Annotated in this window: 22 protein-coding genes and 1 pseudogene; 11 read left to right on the top strand and 12 right to left on the bottom strand. The window is 52.0% G+C overall.

The genetic code is table 11. The annotated features are described in order from the left end of the window. Positions 1-137 precede the first annotated feature (137 nt). Positions 138-1097 carry a thioredoxin-disulfide reductase gene (trxB, locus tag ACF8PK_RS08255; RefSeq protein ID WP_392440718.1) on the bottom strand — a complete coding sequence of 320 codons (960 nt, stop codon included), beginning with the start codon at positions 1095-1097 and terminating at the stop codon, positions 138-140. A 297-nt stretch (positions 1098-1394) separates the two neighbouring features. Between trxB and ACF8PK_RS08260 the strand changes: the two genes are divergently transcribed. From ACF8PK_RS08260 to ACF8PK_RS08275, 4 genes are all read left to right on the top strand, one after another. Next, positions 1395-1709, top strand: coding sequence for a DUF4144 family protein (locus ACF8PK_RS08260; protein ID WP_004726267.1), 315 nt, complete (start codon positions 1395-1397; stop codon positions 1707-1709). Between the two features lie 47 nt (positions 1710-1756). Beyond that, positions 1757-2158, top strand: coding sequence for an ACT domain-containing protein (locus ACF8PK_RS08265; protein WP_392440719.1), 402 nt, complete (start codon positions 1757-1759; stop codon positions 2156-2158). A gap of 447 nt (positions 2159-2605) precedes the next feature. Further along, positions 2606-3262 (top strand): 2OG-Fe dioxygenase family protein, encoded by a 657-nt coding sequence (locus ACF8PK_RS08270; protein ID WP_392440961.1) that lies wholly within the window; start codon positions 2606-2608, stop codon positions 3260-3262. Next, complete coding sequence (locus ACF8PK_RS08275; RefSeq protein WP_238770296.1) at positions 3246-4472, top strand: cysteine desulfurase-like protein; 1227 nt, start codon at positions 3246-3248, stop codon at positions 4470-4472. Before ACF8PK_RS08270 ends, ACF8PK_RS08275 begins: the two co-directional genes overlap by 17 nt. A gap of 86 nt (positions 4473-4558) precedes the next feature. Here the strand turns inward: ACF8PK_RS08275 and ACF8PK_RS08280 are convergent, their stop codons facing one another. The 4 genes from ACF8PK_RS08280 to soxR all read right to left on the bottom strand — a co-directional run bounded on the left by ACF8PK_RS08280 (position 4559) and on the right by soxR (position 7335). Next, positions 4559-5386: a DUF2797 domain-containing protein gene (locus ACF8PK_RS08280; RefSeq protein ID WP_392440720.1), complete on the bottom strand. Its 828-nt coding sequence runs from the start codon at positions 5384-5386 to the stop codon at positions 4559-4561. A gap of 93 nt (positions 5387-5479) precedes the next feature. Beyond that, positions 5480-6286 (bottom strand): vancomycin high temperature exclusion protein, encoded by an 807-nt coding sequence (locus ACF8PK_RS08285; RefSeq protein WP_199244870.1) that lies wholly within the window; start codon positions 6284-6286, stop codon positions 5480-5482. After that, a complete protein-coding gene (locus ACF8PK_RS08290) occupies positions 6259-6582 on the bottom strand; it encodes a DUF3392 domain-containing protein (RefSeq protein WP_038151260.1) in 324 nt (107 codons plus the stop codon). Before ACF8PK_RS08290 ends, ACF8PK_RS08285 begins: the two co-directional genes overlap by 28 nt. Before the next feature lie 312 nt (positions 6583-6894). After that, the gene (gene soxR / locus ACF8PK_RS08295) at positions 6895-7335 is read right to left on the bottom strand and encodes a redox-sensitive transcriptional activator SoxR (RefSeq protein ID WP_014205269.1); all 441 of its coding nucleotides are present in this window, start codon (positions 7333-7335) and stop codon (positions 6895-6897) included. Between the two features lie 114 nt (positions 7336-7449). On the opposite strand from soxR, the gene ACF8PK_RS08300 reads away from it, so the two are divergent. Continuing rightward, positions 7450-8652, top strand: coding sequence for an MFS transporter (locus tag ACF8PK_RS08300; protein ID WP_172562118.1), 1203 nt, complete (start codon positions 7450-7452; stop codon positions 8650-8652). Between the two features lie 123 nt (positions 8653-8775). After that, a complete protein-coding gene (locus ACF8PK_RS08305; protein WP_392440722.1) occupies positions 8776-9522 on the top strand; it encodes an NUDIX domain-containing protein in 747 nt (248 codons plus the stop codon). A 50-nt stretch (positions 9523-9572) separates the two neighbouring features. Here ACF8PK_RS08305 and ACF8PK_RS08310 read toward each other — a convergent pair. Continuing rightward, positions 9573-9764: pseudogene (locus ACF8PK_RS08310) on the bottom strand (transcriptional regulator); the annotation flags it as partial. A gap of 5 nt (positions 9765-9769) precedes the next feature. Continuing rightward, positions 9770-10639: a LysR substrate-binding domain-containing protein gene (locus ACF8PK_RS08315; protein ID WP_392440723.1), complete on the bottom strand. Its 870-nt coding sequence runs from the start codon at positions 10637-10639 to the stop codon at positions 9770-9772. 106 nt (positions 10640-10745) lie between these two features. On the opposite strand from ACF8PK_RS08315, the gene ACF8PK_RS08320 reads away from it, so the two are divergent. Further along, on the top strand, positions 10746-11231 hold the full coding sequence (locus tag ACF8PK_RS08320) for a DUF4865 family protein (RefSeq protein ID WP_392440725.1): 486 nt from the start codon (positions 10746-10748) through the stop codon (positions 11229-11231). Positions 11232-11336: 105 nt separating this feature from the next. On the opposite strand, the gene ACF8PK_RS08325 is transcribed toward ACF8PK_RS08320, so the two are convergent. Next, entirely contained in the window at positions 11337-13025 is a 1689-nt protein-coding gene (locus ACF8PK_RS08325; RefSeq protein ID WP_004726253.1) for an NAD-dependent malic enzyme, read from the bottom strand. A gap of 203 nt (positions 13026-13228) precedes the next feature. Between ACF8PK_RS08325 and ACF8PK_RS08330 the strand changes: the two genes are divergently transcribed. The 4 genes from ACF8PK_RS08330 to ACF8PK_RS08345 all read left to right on the top strand — a co-directional run bounded on the left by ACF8PK_RS08330 (position 13229) and on the right by ACF8PK_RS08345 (position 17819). After that, a complete protein-coding gene (locus ACF8PK_RS08330) occupies positions 13229-15577 on the top strand; it encodes a helicase-related protein (RefSeq protein ID WP_392440727.1) in 2349 nt (782 codons plus the stop codon). 221 nt (positions 15578-15798) lie between these two features. Next, positions 15799-16176, top strand: a complete 378-nt coding sequence (locus ACF8PK_RS08335; RefSeq protein ID WP_014205261.1) for a hypothetical protein — start codon at positions 15799-15801, stop codon at positions 16174-16176. A 105-nt stretch (positions 16177-16281) separates the two neighbouring features. Beyond that, complete coding sequence (locus ACF8PK_RS08340) at positions 16282-16914, top strand: TetR/AcrR family transcriptional regulator (RefSeq protein ID WP_158140878.1); 633 nt, start codon at positions 16282-16284, stop codon at positions 16912-16914. Then, positions 16908-17819, top strand: coding sequence for a LysR family transcriptional regulator (locus ACF8PK_RS08345; RefSeq protein WP_392440729.1), 912 nt, complete (start codon positions 16908-16910; stop codon positions 17817-17819). Before ACF8PK_RS08340 ends, ACF8PK_RS08345 begins: the two co-directional genes overlap by 7 nt. Positions 17820-17858: 39 nt before the next feature. Here the strand turns inward: ACF8PK_RS08345 and ACF8PK_RS08350 are convergent, their stop codons facing one another. The 4 genes from ACF8PK_RS08350 to ACF8PK_RS08365 all read right to left on the bottom strand — a co-directional run bounded on the left by ACF8PK_RS08350 (position 17859) and on the right by ACF8PK_RS08365 (position 23442). Beyond that, positions 17859-19400, bottom strand: coding sequence for an MFS transporter (locus ACF8PK_RS08350; protein WP_392440731.1), 1542 nt, complete (start codon positions 19398-19400; stop codon positions 17859-17861). 12 nt (positions 19401-19412) lie between these two features. Continuing rightward, positions 19413-20420 carry an HlyD family secretion protein gene (locus ACF8PK_RS08355; RefSeq protein ID WP_014205257.1) on the bottom strand — a complete coding sequence of 336 codons (1008 nt, stop codon included), beginning with the start codon at positions 20418-20420 and terminating at the stop codon, positions 19413-19415. Positions 20421-20602: 182 nt separating this feature from the next. After that, the gene (locus ACF8PK_RS08360) at positions 20603-22075 is read right to left on the bottom strand and encodes a Na+/H+ antiporter NhaC family protein (RefSeq protein WP_014205256.1); all 1473 of its coding nucleotides are present in this window, start codon (positions 22073-22075) and stop codon (positions 20603-20605) included. A 20-nt stretch (positions 22076-22095) separates the two neighbouring features. After that, a complete protein-coding gene (locus tag ACF8PK_RS08365) occupies positions 22096-23442 on the bottom strand; it encodes a glutamine synthetase family protein (protein WP_392440734.1) in 1347 nt (448 codons plus the stop codon). Between the last annotated feature and the right edge of the window lie 110 nt (positions 23443-23552).

Below are 23552 nucleotides of genomic sequence, written 5' to 3' on the forward strand. Positions count from 1 at the left end.
AGTATACAAAAGAAAACCCGGCGGATATACCGCCGGGTTTGTTGCTGTCTTGTCAAAAATGAAAAATAAACTTGTACGCGGCATGCTCGCGACGTTGCAAGTCTGTTGCTCACTGCATCATGTGGCAGTGGCGACGGTTATTTGTCATTCAGCGCATCAAGGAAACGTTCTGCGTCTAGCGCGGCCATACAACCTGTTCCCGCCGAAGTGATGGCTTGACGGTAGTTATGGTCCATCACATCACCCGCTGCGAAGATGCCTTCAATGCTGGTTTGTGTCGCGTTACCTTCCAAACCGGATTTGACGATGATGTAGCCATCTTTCATGTCCAGTTGACCTTCGAAAATCGCGGTGTTTGGCTGGTGGCCGATGGCAATAAACACGCCCATCACGTCGAACTCTTCCGTCTCACCGGATTGGGTATCTTTCAGACGTACGCCCGTTACACCCATCTCGTCGCCCAGTACTTCGTCCAGAGTGCGATCGGTATGCAGGACGATGTTGCCGTTTTCAACTTTGTCCATCAGGCGGTTGATTAGAATCTTCTCGGCACGGAAGCTGTCACGACGGTGGATCAGGTGCACTTCAGCGGCAATGTTCGAGAGGTACAGCGCTTCTTCAACCGCTGTGTTACCGCCACCTACAACCGCAACTTTTTGATTGCGATAGAAGAATCCGTCACAGGTTGCACACGCAGAGACGCCGCGACCTTTGAATGCTTCTTCCGAGTCTAGGCCCAAGTATTTCGCTGAGGCACCGGTTGTGATGATCAGGGCATCACAGGTGTATTCGCCGCTGTCGCCTTTCAGGCGGTAAGGGCGCTGAGAAAAATCAACGTGGTTGATGTGATCAAACACGATTTCAGTTTCGAAACGCTCGGCGTGCTCTTTCATACGCTCCATCAGCGCAGGACCAGTCAGCCCTTCTGCATCACCCGGCCAGTTTTCCACTTCTGTGGTTGTGGTCAGTTGACCACCTTGTTGCATCCCTGTCACTAGAACAGGATTTAAGTTCGCGCGTGCTGCGTACACGGCGGCAGTGTAGCCAGCCGGGCCCGAACCGAGAATAAGAAGTTTGCAATGTTTAACGTCGCTCATGATTGCTCCACGTTCAATGTGCTCAGTAAATGGGATCGATTGTAGGGAATATAGTCGGGCAATTAAAGCCTAAACGCGCGCAGAAACTGTAATTATTCGTTATTAGTTAGAACTTAGCGTGTCAATAAATCCCTTTGAATATAAAGGAATTCATCTCCAATTCTTAGAATTGAACAAAGCGTCGCCGAAGTTTCGCGACAACGTGTTGGATTCCCACCACAAAAAGTTTGGGGTTGCGAAGGGTTTTCATTCAGGCGTATGTTATCGCTTTGCTTATCAATTTAGTTGGAATGAATCATGGTGAATTGGCCTGCATTACTGAAACTCGATGGTGACGACGAACTGCTTTATCTCGCCTCCGAAATACAATTTCATCATGAGTGCGACGACATGATCTTGGGCGCTGCGGATCATGTGATTGACTGCCAAGGGCAGCGTTATCACATTCATCGTGCCGCCAATACGCTGACTTTGGTGGCGGATCATCAATGGTATAGCGCCGCCGAGGTGAGCCAACTGATTCAAGCGCATGAATTTGCCGCAGCGCAGGTGTGCGTGACGAAAATTTACTTCCCAACGGTCGAACAAGCGGTAAAAGCGATGGCGTTTTAGGCTTTCCCGCCGAAAAAGGACATCGCTTCAAACGGAGAGGAAACCCAATGACAGGCATGACCGAGTTACCAGTGTTGCTGCGCAGTATGCAGCCGGAACTGCACGATGAAGAGGTGGTGTTTTGTAGTGTCAGCGGCGACCTGCAAGATTATCTCGCGCTAAAGCCGCTCGCGATGTTTCACGAGCGGGAAGGGCTGACGTTGGTGCTATCGAAAATCACAGCGCTAGCGCGCGGCTTGGCATTTGATGGCAGTTTTCAGCAGATCACGCTGAACGTCCACTCAAGCCTAGAAGCGGTCGGCTTGACCGCTGCGGTGTCTGCTGCACTGGCGCAGCAGGGGATCAGTGCCAACGTAATTGCCGCTTATTACCATGACCACATTTTTGTGCCAACGCTGCGTGCCCATGATGCGCTCAACGCGTTGAAGGCTTTATCCAATGCGTCATGATCAGCACCCATAACGCCGTTCGGCCGTCTCTTTTCTCCTTATCTCACCCGGCGATCTGCCGGGTTTTCTTTGTCTGCGATGACGCGGGGTTGGTGATTTCAAGACGCTGGCATCGCGCTAGATTGGCAGCATGATTCACTACAATCTCTTTAGCCGAGATCAAGCCGTTTCTTTCCACGCTTAATGATAGGTGTTTCATATAATTAACTGATTTATATCGGTTATTTTATTTGCTAGTGAAACTGTTCAATTTTTGAATGCTTGCAATGTTAGATTTGGTCGTAACGACTAACAAATTGCAAATTATTGGGTATATATGTCGTTTATTTATATTTGTTGGATTTATTTGTGGTGGAAATTTGATCTGACAAAATAATTGCGTATTCTGTGTGTAAATTATTTGTTAACAAAACTGATAATTAATGTGTCTTCATTAAGGAGTCGATGATGTTACACGCACACCAAAATACCCTACATATCACTCAACTGAGTCTTCAGGCGATCAACCAGCTCGCGCCGTCGTTTGTCGACCTGCCGCACACGGAACATGCCGATGGCCAGTACCGTTTACGTCGCTACTCGGTGGTTCAATTTCAGGACGGAATTGTGCTGGAAACAGGCAAAAACGAATTCATGCAAACCGATCACTTCAACCATTTTCAGGGCAATGTCGTGCGTCAGTTTGAACCCATTTTAAAGTCGACGCTGCAAAGCGATGGCATGCGTGAACTGTGCAAGCTCTTCGTGGAAACTAATAGCCTGCCAAACGGTCAGGAAATCGAAATTCATCAGATTCGCATCGCCACCGTGTTCGATGAAACACAAGTGGCGCCGGAAGGCGTGCATCAGGATGGCTTTGATCACATAGCCATTGTGGGCATTGGCCGCCATAACATTGAAGGCGGTGAAATTCTGCTTTATCAAGATTGCCATGACGACCCGTTTTTCCGTAAAGCGCTGGGTAATGGGGAAGTGGCGATGTTGGCAGACAACCAGTTGTGGCATAACGCCCGTCCGATTCGCTCACTGAGCGGCAATGAACAAGGTTATATGGACTTGTTTGTCCTGACAGCAAAAGGCAATGCTCATGAGCTTCACTCCTGATCAAGCGCGCGCGCAGTTCTCCGCGCTCCATCAACGTGTTCACGATAAGCCGGTGGTGTTCCTCGACGGCCCGGGGGGATCGCAAGTGCCCCAATCGGTGCTGGAGAAAATGACCGCTTACTTGGGCCATTACAACGCCAACCTTGGCGGGCACTATTTCTCCAGCCAGATCACCACGGATGTGATGCAGCAGGCGCGTGAACATGCGCAGGCGCTGTTGAATGCTGAGTCTTCCGGCAATATTGTCTTCGGCGCGAATATGACCTCGCTGACGTTTTCGCTCAGCCGCGCAATCAGCCGTGATTGGCAGGTGGGCGATGAAGTGATCGTCACCGCGCTCGACCACTATTCCAATGTCTCGAGCTGGCAGCAAGCCGCCGAAGACAAAGGGGCGATGGTGCATCAGGCGCGCATCAATCCTGTAGACTGCACGCTGGATGAAGAACATCTGATTTCACTCATCAATCCGAACACCAAGCTGGTGGCGCTCACTTACGCCTCCAACACCACGGGGTCGATCGTCAATGTGAAGCGCATTGTTGAAGCGGCGCATCAAGCGGGCGCGATGGTTTACGTGGACGCGGTGCATTACGCGCCACATCACCTGATCGACGTGCAGGAACTCGGGTGTGATTTTCTCGCCTGTTCGGCGTACAAATTCTTTGGCCCGCATGTGGGGATTGCCTACGTTTCATCGCAATGGCTACATGCGCTCAAGCCTTATAAAGTTGAACCGGCGACCAATATTGGTCCGGGTCGTTTTGAAACCGGCACACAGAGTTTCGAAGGGTTGGCTGGCGTCATTGCAGCCATTGACTATCTCGCGCAGTGGGGCGAGGCGGGGCTGAGCCTGCGGGAACGGCTCGAACAAAGCTTTGCCCAGTTCAATGAACACGAACAGACGCTGAGCAAGCATTTCCTGACCAGACTCGCCGAGTTAAAAGGCGCCACGCTTTATGGCCGCGACGATTATCAGAGTGAAAATCGCACGCCGACATTTGCCATTCGGTTGGATGATTTCCATCCCGAATTGGTCGCCAGAGCACTGGGTGAGCAGAACATCTGCGTTTGGAATGGTCATTTCTACGCGTTGGGGTTGGTTCGCCAACTGGATTTGGCAGACAAAGGTGGCGTGGTGCGTATCGGGTGCATGCACTACAACACTACGGAGGAAATCGATGCGCTGTTTGACGCGTTACAACGTTTGTAATATCGCTCGATTTACCAACAAAAAAAGCCCGCGTGATGCGGGCTTTCTCTATGCGTTGGGCGAGTGTATGCCGAGGCGTTCGACGTTTAGTCGGTGCTCACTTCCACTTCGTATGACGTGAACTTGCGGATGTTGATCACGCCGCTGTCGAGGATCAGGTACTGGCCTTTGATCCCTTGCAGCACACCCGTCACTTCCGGGTTTTTATCAAAGTTGTGCGAGGTGATTTTCTTCGGATGCACCTCGACTGGGTAGGCAAGCTGCGTGGTTTGCTCGCTCACTTCGATGACCGCATCGTCACCAAATTGTTGTTTGATCTCGGCAATTTTGTCAGCCAACAACGGTTTCAGCTCGGCCGCGCGTTCTTCCAGTGACATCGGTTCGCCGTCGCCTTTGAGCAGTTCGCGCCAGTTGGTTTTGTCGGCGATGTGTCTAGCCAATTCCACTTCAACCAAGCCTGAGATCTGACGTGTCTTCACTTTGTAGATGGGCAAACCTTGAGTCGCGCCTTGGTCAATCCAACGGGTTGGAATTTGCGTGTGGCGGGTAATGCCCACTTTCAGGCTCGATGTGTTGGAGAGGTACACGTAGTGATCCACCATGCAGTGCGTTTGTGCCCAATCGGGTTCACGGCAGGTGCCCTGATCAAAGTGGCAGGTTTCCGGCTTCATGATGCACATGTCGCAGCTGGCGAGTTTCTTCATGCACACAAAACAGTGGCCCTGTGAATAGCTCTTCTTGGTTTTCTTGCCGCATGAGCAGCAATAGATATTGCCCGTGTGTTTCAGCGTGATGGTGTGACCCATCAGTGGGTTGAGATCGATTTCGTCCTCACCGACTGGCAGTCGGTAAGCGACGGTTCCTTCCAAATTGGCGCGCATTTTATCCAGCACGCCTGTTGCGATGATCGACATGACATTACTCTATGGTTTTATTGTTTGGTGTGAGTTTAACAGAAAAGAAAAGCAGAAAGGGCGCCAAGCCGACCACATGGCGCTGTTTGTTGGTTATTCGTTCGTTGGTGTTGCAGCGGATTCATTGGGCGTCAGCGCATCGGAGTCGCTCACGCTGGCATCGGCAATCTCGGTTGATGAAGCCTTGTCGAAGATAATGGGTTCTTTCGGGCCAAGGAATTTCGGCTGAGTATCAAAGATATAGAGATCGAAAAACGCTTTGGTGCGTGCAAACACTTCGCGCAGGCGGACTTGAAAACCGGAATGGTTGGTCGGCCCAGGAACCGCGAGACACGTGGCGTTGATGTCGTGATGATTGGCGATAAACAGCGCGCGCTCACAGTGGAAGCGTTGGGTGATGATCAGAAAATTATCGGTATCGAAAATCCGCTTGGCACGCACGATCGAATCGAGGGTGCGAAACCCTGCATAATCAAGATAGATCTGTTCGTTGGGAACGCCCGCTTTGAGCAAATCACGTTTCATCGTCCACGGTTCATTGTAAGAACGATGGGCGTTGTCTCCGCTGAGCAGAAAGCCATTGACCTTGCCTTGTTCAAACAGATCAATCGCGGCGTTGATGCGGTGAACATAGTAGTCATTCAGCGTGCGGCCAAGGTACTTACTGGTGCCCAGCACCACGGCAACTTGAAACTTTGGCACATTGTAAATGTTGCTGATGATGTGATCTTGGGTTTGCCAGCTCACCCAACGATCAATGCCGTAAATGCCTGCGATGCAGGCAAGCAGCGTCAGTGACATTCGACGCAGCCAAAGCCCCAGCTTCAGACGTCGAAGCCGGGATTTCAGACGAGTGAACATCACTCTGAGATTTAGATTTGACGGTTTCTTTGCGCCCATAGGCCAATCACAATAAAGCTGATAAAAACAATACTAAACATCATGCCTTGCTCTAAATGGGAGAGTGTCCGAGTGAGGTAAGGGCTTGCTTTAATTATGATTAATCCGTAACCAAACGCATTGACCAAGATAAAGGCGATGGTGCGCAAAAGAAAATGTTGATCGCGCATTAAGCGGCGCAGCAGCGCATTGATCTCTCCACCCAGCATCACCAGCAAACAGGCGATCAGTGCGGTGGAAATTTCGCTGAGGTAAGGGGCGATGTAATGTCCCGCTGGGGCAAAAAAGCTCATCATATCCGTGATCTATCAGTAGAACGCCAACAAACGGCGTGAACGTGTCAGTGGCAAAAATAATAAGTGATATTGCGGTGAACTATCAAGCTCTTAACCGAAGACGAGGCAGAATGTTTTAAGGCGGTTCAGCCTTGACGTACGCTTATTGGGGGGGATGGTGACTGCCTAATGGCGTTGAGCTTCCGGACAGCGATGGCTTGTCTGCCCGCCATTGCGCCCGCATATGTGCCTGTTTTCACGTGACAGGGTGAGGTGTTTCCATGAGTGCGGCGAGGCCCATCACTCAGCATGGCAGTGAGTTTGGTGGTTATTTCACCACTCTTCTGGATGCGTCAGGCGTGTTTTTTCGCTAAAGGTCTGCGCTCGAATATCTTGCGGGTTGTAAATGGCGCAAGATTCCATCGACAAACAGCCGCAGCCAATACAGCCGCCGAGATCGCTTTGCAGTGCTTTGAGCTGCGCAATGCGATGCTCCAGCATGGCGTTCCAGTTGGACGCCATCTGCTCCCATTCTTGTCGGCTTGGCGCTTGATGCTTGGGTAAATCCGCCAACGATTCGGCCACCTCGTCTAAGGTGAGCCCGACCATTTGCGCGGCTTTGATCACCGCAAGCCGACGTAGCACATTGCGATGGTAACGACGCTGATTACCAGCATTACGCCAACTATGAATCAATCCTTTCTGCTCGTAAAAGTGTAGGGTGGATACCTTCACTCCTGCGCGTTGGGCCACTTCACCAACGGTCATTTCCATCGTCCGGACTCCTGCTCAGCGACGCTTTTCTGATGAATGATAAAAAAGCGCTTTACCTAAAGTTAACTTGAGGTATTACCGTAACACCAAGTTGGCTTGATATGGAATACAAATATGGAATGGAATAATAAAACCCGCACGCGCGCCTATCTGACCGGGCGCTTCTTTGACGGCATCTCTTCTGGGTTGTTTATGATGGCTCTGCCGTGGGCCATGCTGTCGACACCCAATATGGGCGCGTTTGTTGCGATGGTGGCGCTGGCATGTACCGCCGCGTCTTTTGTGCTGACGCCGTTTTTCTCGACCTTGATCGACCGATTTTCGCGCAAACGCTTACTGGTCTTGGTGCAATGGCTTCAGGCCAGTACCGCAGGGGTGGTGGCTTTGGTCTATTGGGCTGGGTATGAGTCGAATGGGCTGCTGGCAGTGGCGCAATTGCTGTTCTGGACGTCCAGTAACTTGGCTTGGGCGACCAACAACGCCTTTACGCAGGAGAATTTTCATCAGCACGAATATGCGGCGATATCCGGCAAGCAGGAAGTGATCATGCAGGGCACAACGCTGGGTTCTGGCGCGCTCGGTGTGGTGTTGCTGGAAATGTGGGGCATGTTTGAATTCGCCAGCTTTGCGGCCATCGCCTCGGCGATCGCGTGTGTCAGTTATCTGATGACGCCGTACCGCCGCCAGTTGCGCCACGCAACGTCGGTTTCGTTTATTGACCAGATGAAAGAGAGTCGGGAGATATTGACATTAAGACCCCAGTTTTATGCATTTTTAATGCTCTCGGCGCTGAGCTATCCCATCCTGACGTTTTTGACCAAGCTGGTGCCGATTTGGTTTTCCGAAACGGGGGTGTCGGGTGATTGGTTTGCCGGTTACAACATCGCTTTTGGCATGGGGTCATTGGTCACAGGGCTGCTCGTGAGCCGCCTGTTGGGGCTGAGTTCTCATCCCAATATGATGATCGGAGCCATGGGGCTTGCGGCCATCATGCTGGTAGGCATGAGTGTTGCGCCGACGCCACTCTGGTTACTGGTGTTTACCTTCTTCTTTGGCACATTTAACGCCTTGAATCGTATCGCTCGAACCAACTGGATGCATCACAGCATCCCTATCCACCAACGTGGGCGCGCAGATGGTGGGCTGCAAATGTTCGCAACTTTGGTGCAGAGTCTCAGCTATGTGTCGATTGCGTTGCTGAGTCACTATGGCCTGACTCAATGGGGATTCTTCTTCGCCGCGGCAGTCATGGTGTTGGCAGTCTTGACCATGATGCGTTTAAACAAAACCCCGGATCTGGCGGTCACCGCAGCGTAATATCTTGTTCGCTAAAGAGAAGGTGAATTTGTTCTGTCACTGAGTGAGAAAAGGTGGTTAAGATGGTTGCCTCGTTGTCTTGTAGCTAAGACGGCTTCGTTAAGCATCACTAAGGAGATCACCTTGAAGTTCGAGTTGGATAAGTTCAACGGCATCATTATCGGCCGGGAAGATGTGCCGGCCGATGTTGATACATTTCACGCGCAACTGGCAGACATTGTGGCGTTTGCCCACGCTGAAGCAAAGAACATCATTTGGCTGACGCTGCCGATTGGTTTATCACACTTGGTGCCGATTGCCACCGAACTCGGGTTTGTGTTTCACAATTGCCTTGAGGACGAAATCACTCTGATTCACAAAGCGCCGTTGACCACGTTTGTACCGTTTATCCCCACGCATACGTTGGGAGCTGGCGCGATCGTCAAAAACAATTTCGGACAACTGTTAGTGATCAAAGAGCATGGTATGAAAGGCTACAAATTGCCGGGCGGCCATATCGAGTTGGGAGAGAAGATCGAAACGGCCATCATTCGTGAGGTATTGGAAGAAACGGGCGTTGAAACTGAATTTGATTCCATTCTGGGGTTCACCACGCGTCATCCGTTTCAGTTCGGCAAAACCAACATGTACTTGGTGTGTAAGCTCACGGCATTGTCTGAAACGATCAACATTCACGATATCGACGAAATTGCCGAGGCGAAGTGGCTTGATGTGTCAGCGTTTTTAAGTGATGACAACAATGCCTACTTTAATCGCCAAATGGTAGACGCGTTGCATGACGCTGACGGTTTGAAAGCGTTTGAGCCCGAGAACAACACCGGACCGTACCGAAAACATGAAACTTTTTTCGCTCAGGTAAGCCGCGATTGATTCGGTTGGGGGATTGTCTTGCGATGACGGGTGTGCCGTGCGGTAAACCGTCATCGTGATTCGACATGAAAATGCGTTTTCAGCGCGTGGTTACCCTTGGCGGTGATGGTGACTTCGCGATAACCGACCACACGTTCAATCCAACGCTGCTGCTCAAAAAAGCGGAGCAGCGCGGCGCCTGCCTGTCCGCCTAGATGAAATTGACGTTCACTCCAGTCCAGACACGGACAACACGCTTTGCGCAGGGTTATTGAGCAAGATGTTGTTGAAGCTGCTGTTTTAGCGCGTTGTACAGTTGCTGTTGTACCTCATCCAGTTGATTCTGACTGCGATCTAGGCAAACAGTCAGGCTGCCTAAAGCGGGCAGGTCGGTTAATTTTGTCACACAATCTGGCTGGCCAAATGCCGAGCGCACGGTGACGCCCAAGCCAGCTTCCACCGCTTTCCACAGGCTGCTCAAGCTGCGACCGATAAAGTTAATTTTCCACGGAATACCCGCAGCATCTAACGCTTCGGTGGCTTGCTGACGAATCGCACAGGCGCCATCCAACATCACCAAAGGGAGAGGCTGCGTAGCTTGAATGGTGTCGCTTAAGTGCGCGTTGGCAGGGCCAAACCAGTGCAAGGGAAGTTCTGACAAACGTTCACTGTAAGGGGCGGCTTTCGGGCCTTCCCAACCCAAGGAAAAATCAATGTTGCCAGATTGAATTCCCTCAAACAGCTCTTTATGGCGGCTGACCACAGATTGCAACTGCACGTGCGGGTGAGCGCGCGAAAAAGAGCCGAGCACTTGGGGCAACAATGCTTCACTAAAATCTTCCTGCATGCCGAAACTCACTTTGCCTTCCAGCGCATGGCCTTGGAGCCGTTGCAAGGCTTCATCATTAAGCTGCAACAGTCGTCGGGCATAAGACAGGACCATTTCACCTGCTTCAGTGGGTTGCAGATGGCGGCCAGATTTGGTCACCAACGCCGTATTGCATTGCTGCTCCAGCTTTTTCAATTGGGCACTGGCGGCCGAAGGGGAGCGATTCAGTCGCTCGGCGGCCAGCGCGAAACTGCCGAGCTCAATGCCCAATACAAAACATCGCAATGCATCCAAATCCAGTGTTCGCATCGTTCATCGTCCTGAAAATCAAAATAGTTACTTTCAATAGTTTTGATTTTTTGTATGAAAAGATCAACTTATGCTGGCTCTAAAGACGACATGGAGAAGACATACAATGATCGCGATGCAATACAAAATGGTTCTGCCCGCCGACTACCCAATGGAGAGCATTGAAAACCGAATCCGCGAGAAAGGGCATCTGTTGGATGGTTATCCCGGTTTGCTGTTTAAGGCGTATCTCTATTCGCGCAAAGATGCCACGACGTACCACAATGACGTGAACAGTTACGCGCCGTTTTACGTTTGGCGCGATCACGGCTCAATGCGCGCGTTCTTAAACAGTGATGGATTTAACGGCTTGTGTGAGCAATTTGGTCGCCCGGCGGTGCAGGTCTGGTTTGTTGATGAGGTTCCAAACGCTCCAGATGAAAACGTGGTGTTTGCCTGTATCGAACACACCGCGCTGCAGGACGCTGATGTTCGCGGCGTCAACGTGACGACCTGGCAAACGCTGGGTGTCACGTGGTTCAGCCAGATTGATCACCGTAGCCCGATACAAGGTGATCTTTACGCCGTGGGGTATGTGGCGCGCGGCTGTTAAGGATGTGTACGGATTGCACGCACCATATCGGCCGCACGGAACGCGGGCGTATTTTTCGTCGCGCATAAAAAAGCCCCTGTACAGGGGCTTAATCTATTCAATTGCTTAGAACGATGTACGTTTGTAGCGGCGGTATACCGGTTGCCAGAAGTGTTGATCAATGGCAACGTCCAGCGCTTCATCGGTAATTTCCAGCGCGACGCCTTGTTCAATTGCTTTTTTCGCAACGGCATACGCAATTTTCTTCGATACTGAGTGGATCGATTCCAATGGCGGCAGCAGTGGGCCGTGGCCGTTGATCGCCAGTGGAGAACACTCGGCCAAGGCACGGCTTGATTCCATCAGCATGTCGTCAGTCACGCGTTTTGCGCCAACGGCCAGAACGCCCAAGCCAATGCCCGGGAAAATGTAGCTGTTGTTGCACTGTGCGATTGGGTAGGTTTTACCTTCGTTGATCACTGGATCGAACGGGCTGCCAGTTGCGACCAGCGCTTCACCGTTGGTCCAACGAATGATGTCGCTTGGCGTTGCTTCCACGCGGCTGGTTGGGTTCGACAGTGGGAATATAATCGGGCGAGGGCAGTGCTGGTGCATCTCTTTGATGACGTCTTCACTGAATAGGCCCGGCGCGCCAGAAACGCCGATCAGTACGGTCGGTTTCGCTTGGCGAACGACATCGTGCAGCGAGTAACCGTTGCCTTCGGTAGTCCATTTCTTGGTGTTGGTTTTCTTCTGCACCAGACGTTGTTGGAAGTCGAGCAGGTTCGGCATGCCTTCTTCCAGCAGACCCCAGCGATCCACCATGTACACTTGTGAACGGGCTTTCTCGTCTGAAATGCCTTCTGAAACCATTTGCGCGATGATCGCTTCTGCGATCCCACAACCCGCAGAACCTGCGCCCAGGAAGGTGATGCGCTGTTCAGACAGTTTGCTGCCTGCAGCTTTACACGCGGCCAGTAGCGAACCCACGGTCACTGCAGCGGTGCCTTGAATGTCATCGTTGAAGCAGCAGATGCGGTTTTTGTAGCGCTCAAGCAGCGGCATCGCGTTTTTCTGTGCGAAGTCTTCGAACTGTACCAGCGCTTCAGGCCAGCGGCGTTGAATGGCTTGAATCACTTCTTCGACGAACGCATCGTATTCTGCGCCAGTGATGCGTGGATGACGCCAGCCCATGTACATTGGGTCAGCCAGACGTTGTGGGTTGTTGGTACCGACATCGAGCACGATAGGCAGAGTGTAAGCTGGGCTGATACCGCCACACGCGGTGTACAGAGACAACTTACCGATTGGAATGCCCATGCCGCCGATGCCTTGGTCACCCAGACCAAGAATACGTTCGCCATCTGTCACCACGATCACTTTTACGTTGTGGTTGGCGGCGTTGTTCAGCAGATCGTCAATGCGATCGCGGTTGGCGTAAGAGATGAACAGACCGCGACCACGGCGGTAGATGTTCGAGAAGTTTTCACACGCGGCACCAACCGTCGGTGTGTAGATGATTGGCATCATCTCAGAAATATGGTTTTGCACCAGACGGTAGAACAGCGTCTCGTTGGTGTCTTGCATGTTGCGCAGGTAAATGTGCTTGTCCATATCGCTTTCGAAGCTGCGATATTGCTGGTAGGCACGAACTACTTGTTCCTGTATTGTTTCCGTGGCTTCAGGTAATAAACCTTCCAGGTTGAATGATGCACGCTCTTCAGCGGAGAATGCACTGCCTTTGTTAAGAAGAGGGGTACTGAGTAGAGCTGGACCAGCGTAAGGAATATAAAGCGGACGTTTGTCGTTATTCATTTTCGGCCTTTGTAGGGTGGAAGGGAAACCTAAAAATGATAACGGCTTATCAGCTAGGTTGTAAATAGAGAACCCTTAACCTTCAGGAGATTATTCTGCCTAAAGTCAGTAACATTTCCTAAACTTAGCTGTTTTTTGTCAAATCAATACCATTTTGATTTACTATTTATCGAATTTATCTTTAGAGTTTTCTTTTAAAAAATATGCAGTTACTTCCAATTCAGCCCCTCAAAGATACATTTTTAAAGGCTTTGCAACATGATCACGTGATTGTGGAAGCCGAAACCGGTTCCGGGAAGTCAACTTGCCTGCCGTGCTGGGCGGCAGAGCAAGGGCGAGTGCTGGTCATCGAACCGCGCCGAATTGCTTGCACGTCGCTGGCTGAATTTCTTGCGCAGCAGCGTCAAGAAGCGGTGGGGCAGCACATTGGGTACGCCATCAAATTGGAAAACCGTTCTTCGGAACAATCACAGGTGGTGTTTGTGACCCCCGGGGTGGCGCTGCGTTGGTTTGCCGAAGATGGACTCAAATCATTCGATGTCATCATGGTGGATGAATTTCACGAACGCCGCTGGGACACCGATTTGTTGGTGGCACTGCTCAAAGCGCGCCAGCGTCATCGCTTAGTCGTGACCTCTGCGACGCTGGAAGGTGAGCGTTTGGCGACCTATTTACAGGCCAAGCGCCTGCAAGCGAGCGGGCGTATGTACGACGTGAAGATGGAATACCGCGCGTCAGATAGTCGCCAGTTGCCCGATGGACGTTCGCTTGCTGAGCGTGTTAAAGCCGAAGTGCAGCAGGCGATGCTCGCCACGCAGGACGATATATTGGTCTTTCTGCCGGGGCGAAAAGAGATTCAGCAATGTCAGCAACTGCTCAATGGGATCGACGCTTTGTTGGTGGTGTCGCTGCACGCTTCTGTCAGCGAAGGTGAGCGCACACTTGCACTCAACCCGCAGGCGCAACAAAAAGTGGTGCTGGCGACCAATGTCGCGGAAACCTCACTCACCATCCCCAACATCGCTTGGGTGATCGACAGCGGTTTAGAGCGTCGCAACGAGCAGCGCAATGGCCGCACCGCCCTCATTCTCAAACATATTTCCAAAGCGAGCGCCAAGCAGCGCGCTGGCCGTGCTGGTCGCGTGATGAATGGCGTGGCGGTGCGTTTGTATGGTCAACATGCCGCGTTGGATACCGTGACGCCGCCACAATTGCAGCGCGAAGATTTGGTCGAGCCGATGTTAGCGGCGGGCAGTTGTGGTTCGCCATTGCACGCCTTGACCTTCCTTGAAACGTTGCCCGAGAAAACGCTGGCGCAAGCCGCGGAGATGCTTCAAGGCATTGGCGCGCTGGATGAGCAGCTTAACCTGACGGAGCACGGTCGCCGCATTGCGCCGCTGCCGGTTGATGCGCTCTACGCCGATTTGGTGGCGCGCATCACGCCCAAGGCACTCAAAGAGGCAATGATCGATCTCACGGCGGCGCTCGCGGTGCCTGCGAGCCTCTATTCGCTCTCGTCGAATGCAGAGCGACTGGAACAATTGCAGCAGGAAGAGCCGCTGGGGTGCGACGCGCAATTGCTGATTCAGTTGGTGCGTGGACAAACCTTTTCTGGCGTCACGGTCGATGACGAAGCGCTACGGGAAGCGCGCGGGTTGTCCGAGCAGATGCGTGATATTTATGAACTTCCGGAATTGGAAGTCGCTTCGCGTTATCAACATGCCGCTTTGGCCGAAGCGATTGCGCGTTTGCATCCTGAACTGCTGTTTGTACGCCGTGAGCGACGCAGAGAAGCGCTTGGCAACGGGCGTATGGAAGTGCTGACTGGGCGCCATAGCCGCTTCCCAGAACGAGCAGAAGCCGCGTTGGTGCTGGATCAACACAGCTTGCCCGGTCGAGGCGTCAAACAAACCCTGACCCTCGCCACCGTGATGATGCCAGTGCCGCTGTCGCTGATTGAAACGCTGGCGCTGGGGGAATGGCAACAAGGCGAGACCGTGCAGCACGACGGCGCGCTCAGTACCGTGCTCACGTTGCATTATGCTGGCCGCGTGGTGGCAAGCAACACCGTACAAGCCAGCGGCGCGTTGGCGCTGAAACCGCTGGTGGACGCTGTGAAAACCAATGCCTGTTTACCGGGCTTTGCTGAGCAACGCCAGCGTGAAATTGCTTGGTGGAAGTTATACGTGGAGTTGGGGCTGGATGCCAAAACGCAGCAACACGATGACCTCACATTCGACCGCTGGTTTGAGCAGCAGTTGCAGGCATTGGGCGTCGAATCGTTGGATGACTTGGCGATGTTTGAGGCCAGCGATTTGCCGTTCGATGGCATTCCGTACTGGGAACTTGACGACTTTGCTGAGGCGTATCCGTTTGAGCTGGCATTGGGCGATTTGCAACTGACGGTCGAGTACCACATCAAACGCAAGCTGGTGCAGGTGGTATACAAAAGCGGGTTACGCAAAACACTGCCGAAACGTTGGGAATTGCCGCGCTGGAGTGGTTACAAAATCCAGTTCAAAAAGGCGAGTCGAATCGTGGATATTCTGTAAATCGTGAATAAACGACGAATAGTTTTGTTTAAGGCGCGAAATATTAATTCGTCACACACAATATTTTTTGTCTTTGATCAATATTTGTTACCAGTTTGATTTTTATATACCCCATTGGTTGGAATGTGGGGCATAAAAGAATCTTTTTATATATCGTATTGCTATATAAGAATTCCTGCATAATATGGGTATCAAACGAGACCACTGATGTCGGAGGACACATGGAAAAAACCGAACGAATCTCTGTCGTGTTTGATTACACCAGCTTCTTAGGCACCTCTTGTACAAAAAAATGGACTTTTTCAGATGCGCTCGTTTCATTTGCCCCTGTTTTCGGAACGGTGTGGCATGACACAGTGAAAGATGGCAAAAGTCATGAAGAGAGGCTGTGGGACATGGCGCTGCAGCGACTGTCCAGCCGCAGAAGTGATGAGTCCAATCTGGTGACGCTGGTGAAACTGGCCAAGCTAGAAGGGATTGAAGAACTGAAATTGGTGATGCCGTATTCGTTGGATCCGGAGCAAATCGCCGCCATTCAAACGCGTGGTGACGCGCAAATCAAGGTGTGTGCACCGGAAGAATTTATTATCACGTTGTAATCGCATCAGGACGCTCAAGGTGTCCTTTTTTTTCGCAGATTTTCCCGTGGGTTGGCGGTATACTTTGAAAATCGTACCCATGAGTACAGTTTGAGAGTGACCTTGATGCGACCTTCCACGGTTCAAAAACAGACCAATTTACTGCAAGCCGCGACGGCGTTGCTGATCGAACAGGGGTATACCAACACCACGTTAGATCAGATCGTGTTGCAATGCGGCGGCTCAAAGCAGACGCTCTATCGTTATTTTGGCAACAAAGAGGGGATGTTTAAGGCCGTGCTGGCGTATCACCTCGAATCGCTGGAGGCATTGTTTGATTTCTCTGCAGCGTCGCAGACCTCGTTAAGGGCTGGCTTATTGGCTTTTGGTGAGCAGTACGTTCAACGCCTCTGTTCTAATCCACTGCTCGGGCTGTTTCGCATTGTGGTTGGCGATTTTCATCATCACCCAGACATTCCGGCATTCTTTCTCAGCCATGGCCCCGTCGCCAAGCATCAACAACTGGCCGATTACTTACGTCAAACCTATCCTCAAGCGGAAGCGTTTTCCGATGCCGAGCAAGCGGCGCAGGATCTGTTATCGCTGCTGCGTGAGCGTTATTTCTATCAAGCGTTGCTGGGATGCCCATTACCTGACACTGCGCACCTGCGCCAACATGTTCACCGTGTGGTGGACCAGTTTCTTCAAGGTCATGGCCTGGCGCCAATCAGCCACAAATCAGGAGTGACTTCATGCTAAAACTGGAGGCATTGACGTTGTTTCAACATGTGGTGCAATTGGGGGGCATCACGCAAGCTGCCGATTTTCTCTCGCTGCCCAAATCCAGTGTCAGCCGTAAAATCAAAGAACTGGAAGAGCATTACAACGTCAAGTTGATCAATCGCAGTGCTCGCCATTTTACCCTGACTGAAGCGGGGGAAATCTTTCATGCTCACAGCCGTGATGTGTTGACGCACGTCGACGTGCTGGAGCAGGAAATGGCGGCGTACGGGCAGGAAATGAGTGGGAAAATTCGCCTGTTGTGCGTCTCACCGATGATCAAATGTTTGGGGGAATTACTGCGTGAATTTTGCAAAGCATACCCTCATATTCAGTTGGAACTGCACGCTCAGGAAGTGGTGGAGCGCACCATTCCTAAACGGCGCTTTGATCTGCTGGTGCAATTGGGGCAGCCGGTGATCAGTAATTTGGTGGCGCAGCAAATTGGCGCGATGTACGCCGACTACTACGCCAGCCCGACCTATTTGGCTGAATTTGGCACGCCAAATACGCCGGAAGATCTGCTGCACCATCGTTTGATCTTCCGTGAAATGTCGCAAGACGAGCATAAGTTCTGGTGGTTTGAATCGCCGACGCGCAAGCTCGACCTTGGGCGAGCCAACATGACGATTGTTGATTCGCCGGAGATGACATTCACGCTCGCTACCCAAGGTTTTGGCATTGCATTGTTGCCGGACATTCAATTGGCGCAAGCGATTAAAGAAAAGCAGTTGGTGCCGCTGTTTAACCAGCAACACCGCCGCCGTGTGCCCATCAATTTGGTCTATCACGATCGTCAACACATTCCGCGTCGCGTGCGGTTATTGATTGATTACCTCAGTCAGCACTTTGCGCGTGAGGCAGAAAAGCACTTGCTGTTCTGATCTTTCGACCAGCGCAAAAGCGAGCGGAGCCAGAGCGGATTAGTTGTGTGACGCGTTGGCATTCGCCCGCTTTTTGACCATCTTCTTCCCAACCAAAATGATTGGTGCCATGAACGCGATGGCGATGACAAACCAGAGAAAGGTATTGCCCAGCGCCGAGACAATCACTTGTTGGCTGACGGTTTGTTGCATCAACGTGGCGTTGAGGGTTCCTGATGGCAAATGGCCCTGAGCCAGCAGTAACTGCTGTGTTGATTGCGTATAAAATGCCGCCGGATCCGCCCCGAGCTCGCGCGTCAGATCGGTCATCGATTCAGTGCGCGTGACTTGCAACAAACGGGTAAACAGCGCCGAACCGAGCACGCCGCCCAGCGTGCGACACACATAAAATATGCTGATGCCTTCCGGGCGCTGATCGTGACGAAAATGAGCCAACATGGCGATGGTGACCGACACATTGAGTAAGCCGACCCCCAAGCCGCGCAGGCAAATTGGCAGCAAGACGTCATCCGGCCCCACATACGCGGGTAAGCGACTGAACATCACCACTGAAATGACCAGCATCACGACCCCGATGGGGGTAATGATGTCACTGGGAAAGCGATCTTGATTGCTAGCGGCCACGCTGATGATCATCCCCACCACCATGGCAAGCAACGCCGGTAGCTGCACGAACCCTGCTGTTTCATGGCTATAGTTGAGCACACTGGTGAGAAATAGTGTCATCAGCGCGCCGCTGGCGGTTACGCCGAATCCCGCGAGAAAGCCGTTGTACATAAAGACATTGTTGTGCAGGTTGGTCAGCAACGTGCGGCTGCTGGTCGGGCCGTTTTTCTGGCTGGCTTGCATCCATCCCATCGCGAGCAGCGCAACAACTACCACCCCCAGCATGGCATAGTCAAACCGAGGATCATCAAACCAGTTGTAGTAGCTGCCACGCATCATCAAATAGACCAATCCGACCAAGGCGATGGCGCTCAGGACGTAAGCCAGAACATGTGACTTTTGCGTGCGCGCAAAGGGCTGGCACAGCGTCAAGTGATAGCTGATTGCGGCTGCCAACAGCCACGAACCGGCCAGTGGATAAGTGAGCCATTGCCATTCCGCTTGGGTGACGAGCCATGTCAAAAACCACGGGTAGCCACCCATCGGCAGCAGCGTGGAACAGATGAGCACCAGCGCAGCAAACAACGTCATCGCTCGATAGCTGCATTGATCCAAAATCAGCAGGTTGATACTCAACGTGATGAGGCTGACACACACGCCGACGACCACCCACGCTGCGCCATGCACCTCCGGGGATTGGTGCGCGCAAGCGAACACCACCTGGCACAATGCGGCCATGATTAAGCTGACGCGCAGCGTGCGCATGACGCTGACAGAGCGCACAATAAAAGGGGCCGCTAACAGCGCAATTAACTGCGCGGCCGAAAAGGCAATATTGAGGTAACTCAGTTCATCACTCGACACGCCGTTGCTGGCTGCCATTTCAGCGGCCAACGCTTTAAACAGTGCTGATGTGATGCCAACCGGTAACATCGCCGCGAGAATCAGCGCGGCTAACCAAGCTTTACGTTGCATTGCAGCTCTCCTTTAAGGCTGGAGCGCGATACTGACCACGGCGGATAAACCCGGATAGACGCGGCCTTTGAGCGAATCGGGCAGGGTCAGGGTGATTTTTACCGGCACGCGCTGGACCACTTTGACAAAGTTACCGGTGGCGTTTTGCGGCGGAATCATGCTGAACTGCGCGCCAGTTGCGGGCGTAATCGAATCAATCAAGCCAGCAATCACGGTATCTGGATACATATCCAATCGCACATCCACCGCTTGGCCAGCGATCAAATGGCTGAGCTGGGTTTCTTTGAAATTGGCATTCAGCCACACGGTTTCGGGGATGAGCGTGATCGTGCCCATGCCGGGCTGGACAAATTTCCCTTCTTGCACCTGACGATTGGCGATAAAGCCATCTACCGGCGCTTTGACCATCGTGCGTTGTAACGCAATGGTATTCAGCGCCAATTTGGACTGTGCTTGTTTGAGCTGAGCATTCAGTTGTTCGCGTTCGGCGGCCAGCGTGTTGAGCTGTTGATGGGCGGCATCTAATGCTAAACGTGCATTTTTCAGGCTGGCTTTGGCGTTGATCGCTTGGGTGTTCTGGTGATCGAATGCGGTTTGGCTCACCGAGGCTGACTTCAGCAGCTGTTGAAAACGCTGGCGTTCGGATTGCTGAAATTGCGCATTGGCGCTCGCGCCTTCGATTGCTGTTTTCGCCTGTTCAATGCTGACCTGCTGCAACTGCATGCGTGAGGCGTTATTGGCCAATGCCGATTGCGCCACTGCAATGGCAGCCTGAGAGATGTTGACGTTCGCTTGATAGTCTTGATCATCAATTTGGAACAGCGGATCGCCCGCTTTGACCCACTGATTGTCGCGCACAAACAGGTGGGTGACACGGCCGCTGACTTCGGGGGAGACCAGTGTCACGTCGGCTTTGACATACGCGTTGTCGGTGGTGACCCATTGTTGTTGCTGCCAGTATTTCCAGCCGCCAAGCGCTAAGGTGCCCAGCGCTGCCAATGCAATGATTGATTTCTTCATCGTGTCACTCGTTTATAAAGGGAGAAAAGATGGAGAAACTGTACTGGTGAGTACGCTTTGTGGCGAGAAAAATAACTGGAACGTTACTGCCCAAAAAATGGAACGCACGCTTGATTGGGTATATTCAGGGTGTGAAAACAAAAAAGCGAAGCCGAAGCCTCGCTTTTGGGTGACCGATGGGATCAGATAAACAGGAAGAACAGGGTGGTTGCGACAATACCAATCAGCGCATATGGGAACTGCGTGATGGCGTGTTGCATCGATGTACAGCCACTGCCTTGTGCCGACAGCACGGTTGAATCACTAAAGAAACATGAGTGGCTGCCTGCTGCTGATGCAGAGAGCAATGCACCGATGGTCAGGGCCACAGGCACGCCCATTTGCTCGCCCAATGGGAACACGATGGGCATTGCAACCGCAAACAGACCCCAAGACGATGCGGTGGCAAACACTAGGCCAGTCATCACCAAGAAGATGATCGCTGGGAATAGCGAAGGCGACATCCAAGGCGTCACGGTTTCAATCACGTAAGAAGTCAGGCCCAGTTGATCGTTGACGTTTTTCAGCATGAAGCCGCCGATCACCGTGGCCAGCGGCAGCATCATGATCTTGATGCCGTCGTAAATCGCTTCGAACATGGAGTTCACTGGCATCAAGCGTTGCACGCCGTACAGGAAGATGGTGAAAATAATCGCTACAAATACCCCAGCCAGCAGATCGATGTCGAAGTACCAGCTTGCGCCAACCAACACGACCATCGGCAGCGCGAAGTTCATCACGCCCATGGTTGAGTTTGGATGCGCCGTGACATCTTCACCAATCGAAATATCCACACCACCGTCCGGCTGAACTTGACCCGCTTGTGCGCGCTGCTCAGCAATTTTCATTTGGCCAAGGTCTGGAATTTTGTTCATCGCCACCAAGAATACCACCAGCAGCGTTACCCAGCCGTAGGCCATGTAAGGAATCGCTTCGATGTACGCTTGAACGCCTTTTCCGGTCTCTGCCACATTGTTGGCTTCGAGCAACGAACCGAAGAAAATCGCCCAAGTCGAGATGGGGATCAAGATACACACTGGCGCGGCGGTTGAATCAACCAAATAGGCTAACTTTTCGCGGGAAATCTGGTAGCTGTCGGTGATGCGCTTCATGGACGATGAAATCGCGATTGCATTGAGATAATCGTCGATGAAGACCAAAATACCCAGCACGAAAGTGAGCAGCATGGACTGACGCTTGCTTTTTACTTTCGTCACCAACACTTCACTGAAACTGAGAATGCTGCCGCCTTTCTCCAGAATCGTGATCAGGCCACCCATCAGGCCACACACCAAAATCAGCCAGGCGATGGTTTCATCCATCATCACTGACATCGACATGTCGACCACGCCGCCAACTACTTCGGTCGGGTTAAGCATAATCAAGCCGACAATCGCACCACTGAACAGCGCTTCCACCGTGCGGTGGGTCAGCAGGGCGAAGGCCAGAACGAAGACCGTAGGCAGTATGCTGTACCAGCCATATGCCGTATCAGGCTGGTGGTGGGTTCCGATGGTCGCAAAAATGCCAATGAGCACTGCGATACCAAGGACCGCAATCAGACTTTTAAAGTCGAATGCGGGTTGCATCTTGATTGCTGGGTTTTTAGTCGTCATAAATAGAGATCCTTTCTCAATTAGGCTGAATGAAGCATCCATTCCACTTCCAGTGGCGTTACTGCTTGTTCAAACTCCCTCAGCTCCGTGTCTTTACATGCGGTATAAAGCGAAACAAAGTCTTGTGGCAAATACATGCCAATCAGTTCACTGGAACTCAGTGTTCTGAGTGCATCCGCCATGCGCGTTGGCAAAGAGGCTGCGTGTTCATCCAGAGCGGGAGGGCATTGCTCTGGAACGAATTGTTGGCTGGCGAGCAGGCCGCTCAGTACGACGGCTGCAAGCAGGTAAGGGTTCACGTCCGCGCCGGCAATCCGGTGCTCGATGCGGCGGTTTTTGCTGTCACTCATCGGGATTCGAAGGGCCACACCACGATGGTTTTCTGCCCAGTCTGCCCGGGTTGGGGTGTACATCATCGGGCAGAAGCGTCGGTAGGAGTTCACATTCGGACAAAGTAGTGCCATAGATTCCGGCATCATGGCAAGCATTGCGGTTAATGTTTTGTAAAAAAACGGGCTGCAATCACCATGGGTGTCCGAGAAACGATTCTGGCCGTGCTCGTCTAATACACTCAGGTGAATATGCATGCCATTACCCGCTTCGTCGGCGAACGGCTTGGCCATAAAGGTCACATCAAACCCATGTTTGAGCGCCACTTGGCGGATCAGACGCTTGGCATAAATCACCTGATCGCAGGCATTGATGACGTCAGCTTGATGGTTGAAGTTGATTTCGAATTGGCCCGGAGCCGATTCAGACAGTGCGCCAGATGTATTGAGGCCCTGAGCTTGCGCGGCGATGTTGAGGTCGCTGAGGAAGTCGGCGTAATCGTCCAGATTTTCGATGTTGTACACATCCGATTTGAATTCGCGTCCCTGATGAATCGGGTTGACGGGAGGTTGGATTTCGCCTTTGTCGTTGCGGTTTTTATCGATGAGGTAGAACTCAAGTTCAATCGCGGTGACTGGGAAGAGGTTGTTTGCGTGTAAGCGTTCCATCATCTGAGACAGCACCACACGCGGTGACATCAGTGTCTCTTTTTCCCCTTTGCGGTCCATCATATTGAGCATGATCTGGCCGACTTCGGGGTTAAAGGTTGGGGTTAAGGTGCCTGCAATCGGATAACAAATATGATCCGGTTCGCCAATCGCTTCTCCCAATCCCGCTTCTTCCACCACCTTGCCATGCACACTCAATGACAGTGTGGAGAGTGGCAGATAGACGCCTTTGTCCACTTTATCGAGCGCTTCAATGGGGATGCGTTTGCCGCGTGGTCGCGCATTGATGTCGGGAAAAATGAGATCGATGAAACGAATCTCGGGCCATTCTTGTTTAAAATTTTTAACTTCTTGTGTGAATCCGTCCATTTTCAGACACTCCGTATGGCTGATATGTAACTTATATTTAACAAGCTTTGTGTTTTTGGCAATAATTAATGCCTTTTTGGTAGAAATTTTTAACGAAGATCATATTTTGT

Origin of the sequence: Vibrio sp. CJQ_6, from assembly GCF_043106745.1 — a bacterium.
Taxonomy (GTDB): Bacteria; Pseudomonadota; Gammaproteobacteria; order Enterobacterales; family Vibrionaceae; genus Vibrio; species Vibrio furnissii.

Coding starts and splice junctions, on each gene's coding strand:
- trxB (WP_392440718.1), bottom strand. CDS start 1,097: ATGAGCGACGTTAAACATTGCAAACTTCTTATTCTCGGTTCGGGCCCG.
- ACF8PK_RS08260 (WP_004726267.1), top strand. CDS start 1,395: ATGGTGAATTGGCCTGCATTACTGAAACTCGATGGTGACGACGAACTG.
- ACF8PK_RS08265 (WP_392440719.1), top strand. CDS start 1,757: ATGACAGGCATGACCGAGTTACCAGTGTTGCTGCGCAGTATGCAGCCG.
- ACF8PK_RS08270 (WP_392440961.1), top strand. CDS start 2,606: ATGTTACACGCACACCAAAATACCCTACATATCACTCAACTGAGTCTT.
- ACF8PK_RS08275 (WP_238770296.1), top strand. CDS start 3,246: ATGAGCTTCACTCCTGATCAAGCGCGCGCGCAGTTCTCCGCGCTCCAT.
- ACF8PK_RS08280 (WP_392440720.1), bottom strand. CDS start 5,386: ATGTCGATCATCGCAACAGGCGTGCTGGATAAAATGCGCGCCAATTTG.
- ACF8PK_RS08285 (WP_199244870.1), bottom strand. CDS start 6,286: ATGGGCGCAAAGAAACCGTCAAATCTAAATCTCAGAGTGATGTTCACT.
- ACF8PK_RS08290 (WP_038151260.1), bottom strand. CDS start 6,582: ATGATGAGCTTTTTTGCCCCAGCGGGACATTACATCGCCCCTTACCTC.
- soxR (WP_014205269.1), bottom strand. CDS start 7,335: ATGGAAATGACCGTTGGTGAAGTGGCCCAACGCGCAGGAGTGAAGGTA.
- ACF8PK_RS08300 (WP_172562118.1), top strand. CDS start 7,450: ATGGAATGGAATAATAAAACCCGCACGCGCGCCTATCTGACCGGGCGC.
- ACF8PK_RS08315 (WP_392440723.1), bottom strand. CDS start 10,639: ATGCGAACACTGGATTTGGATGCATTGCGATGTTTTGTATTGGGCATT.
- ACF8PK_RS08320 (WP_392440725.1), top strand. CDS start 10,746: ATGATCGCGATGCAATACAAAATGGTTCTGCCCGCCGACTACCCAATG.
- ACF8PK_RS08325 (WP_004726253.1), bottom strand. CDS start 13,025: ATGAATAACGACAAACGTCCGCTTTATATTCCTTACGCTGGTCCAGCT.
- ACF8PK_RS08330 (WP_392440727.1), top strand. CDS start 13,229: ATGCAGTTACTTCCAATTCAGCCCCTCAAAGATACATTTTTAAAGGCT.
- ACF8PK_RS08335 (WP_014205261.1), top strand. CDS start 15,799: ATGGAAAAAACCGAACGAATCTCTGTCGTGTTTGATTACACCAGCTTC.
- ACF8PK_RS08340 (WP_158140878.1), top strand. CDS start 16,282: ATGCGACCTTCCACGGTTCAAAAACAGACCAATTTACTGCAAGCCGCG.
- ACF8PK_RS08345 (WP_392440729.1), top strand. CDS start 16,908: ATGCTAAAACTGGAGGCATTGACGTTGTTTCAACATGTGGTGCAATTG.
- ACF8PK_RS08350 (WP_392440731.1), bottom strand. CDS start 19,400: ATGCAACGTAAAGCTTGGTTAGCCGCGCTGATTCTCGCGGCGATGTTA.
- ACF8PK_RS08355 (WP_014205257.1), bottom strand. CDS start 20,420: ATGAAGAAATCAATCATTGCATTGGCAGCGCTGGGCACCTTAGCGCTT.
- ACF8PK_RS08360 (WP_014205256.1), bottom strand. CDS start 22,075: ATGACGACTAAAAACCCAGCAATCAAGATGCAACCCGCATTCGACTTT.
- ACF8PK_RS08365 (WP_392440734.1), bottom strand. CDS start 23,442: ATGGACGGATTCACACAAGAAGTTAAAAATTTTAAACAAGAATGGCCC.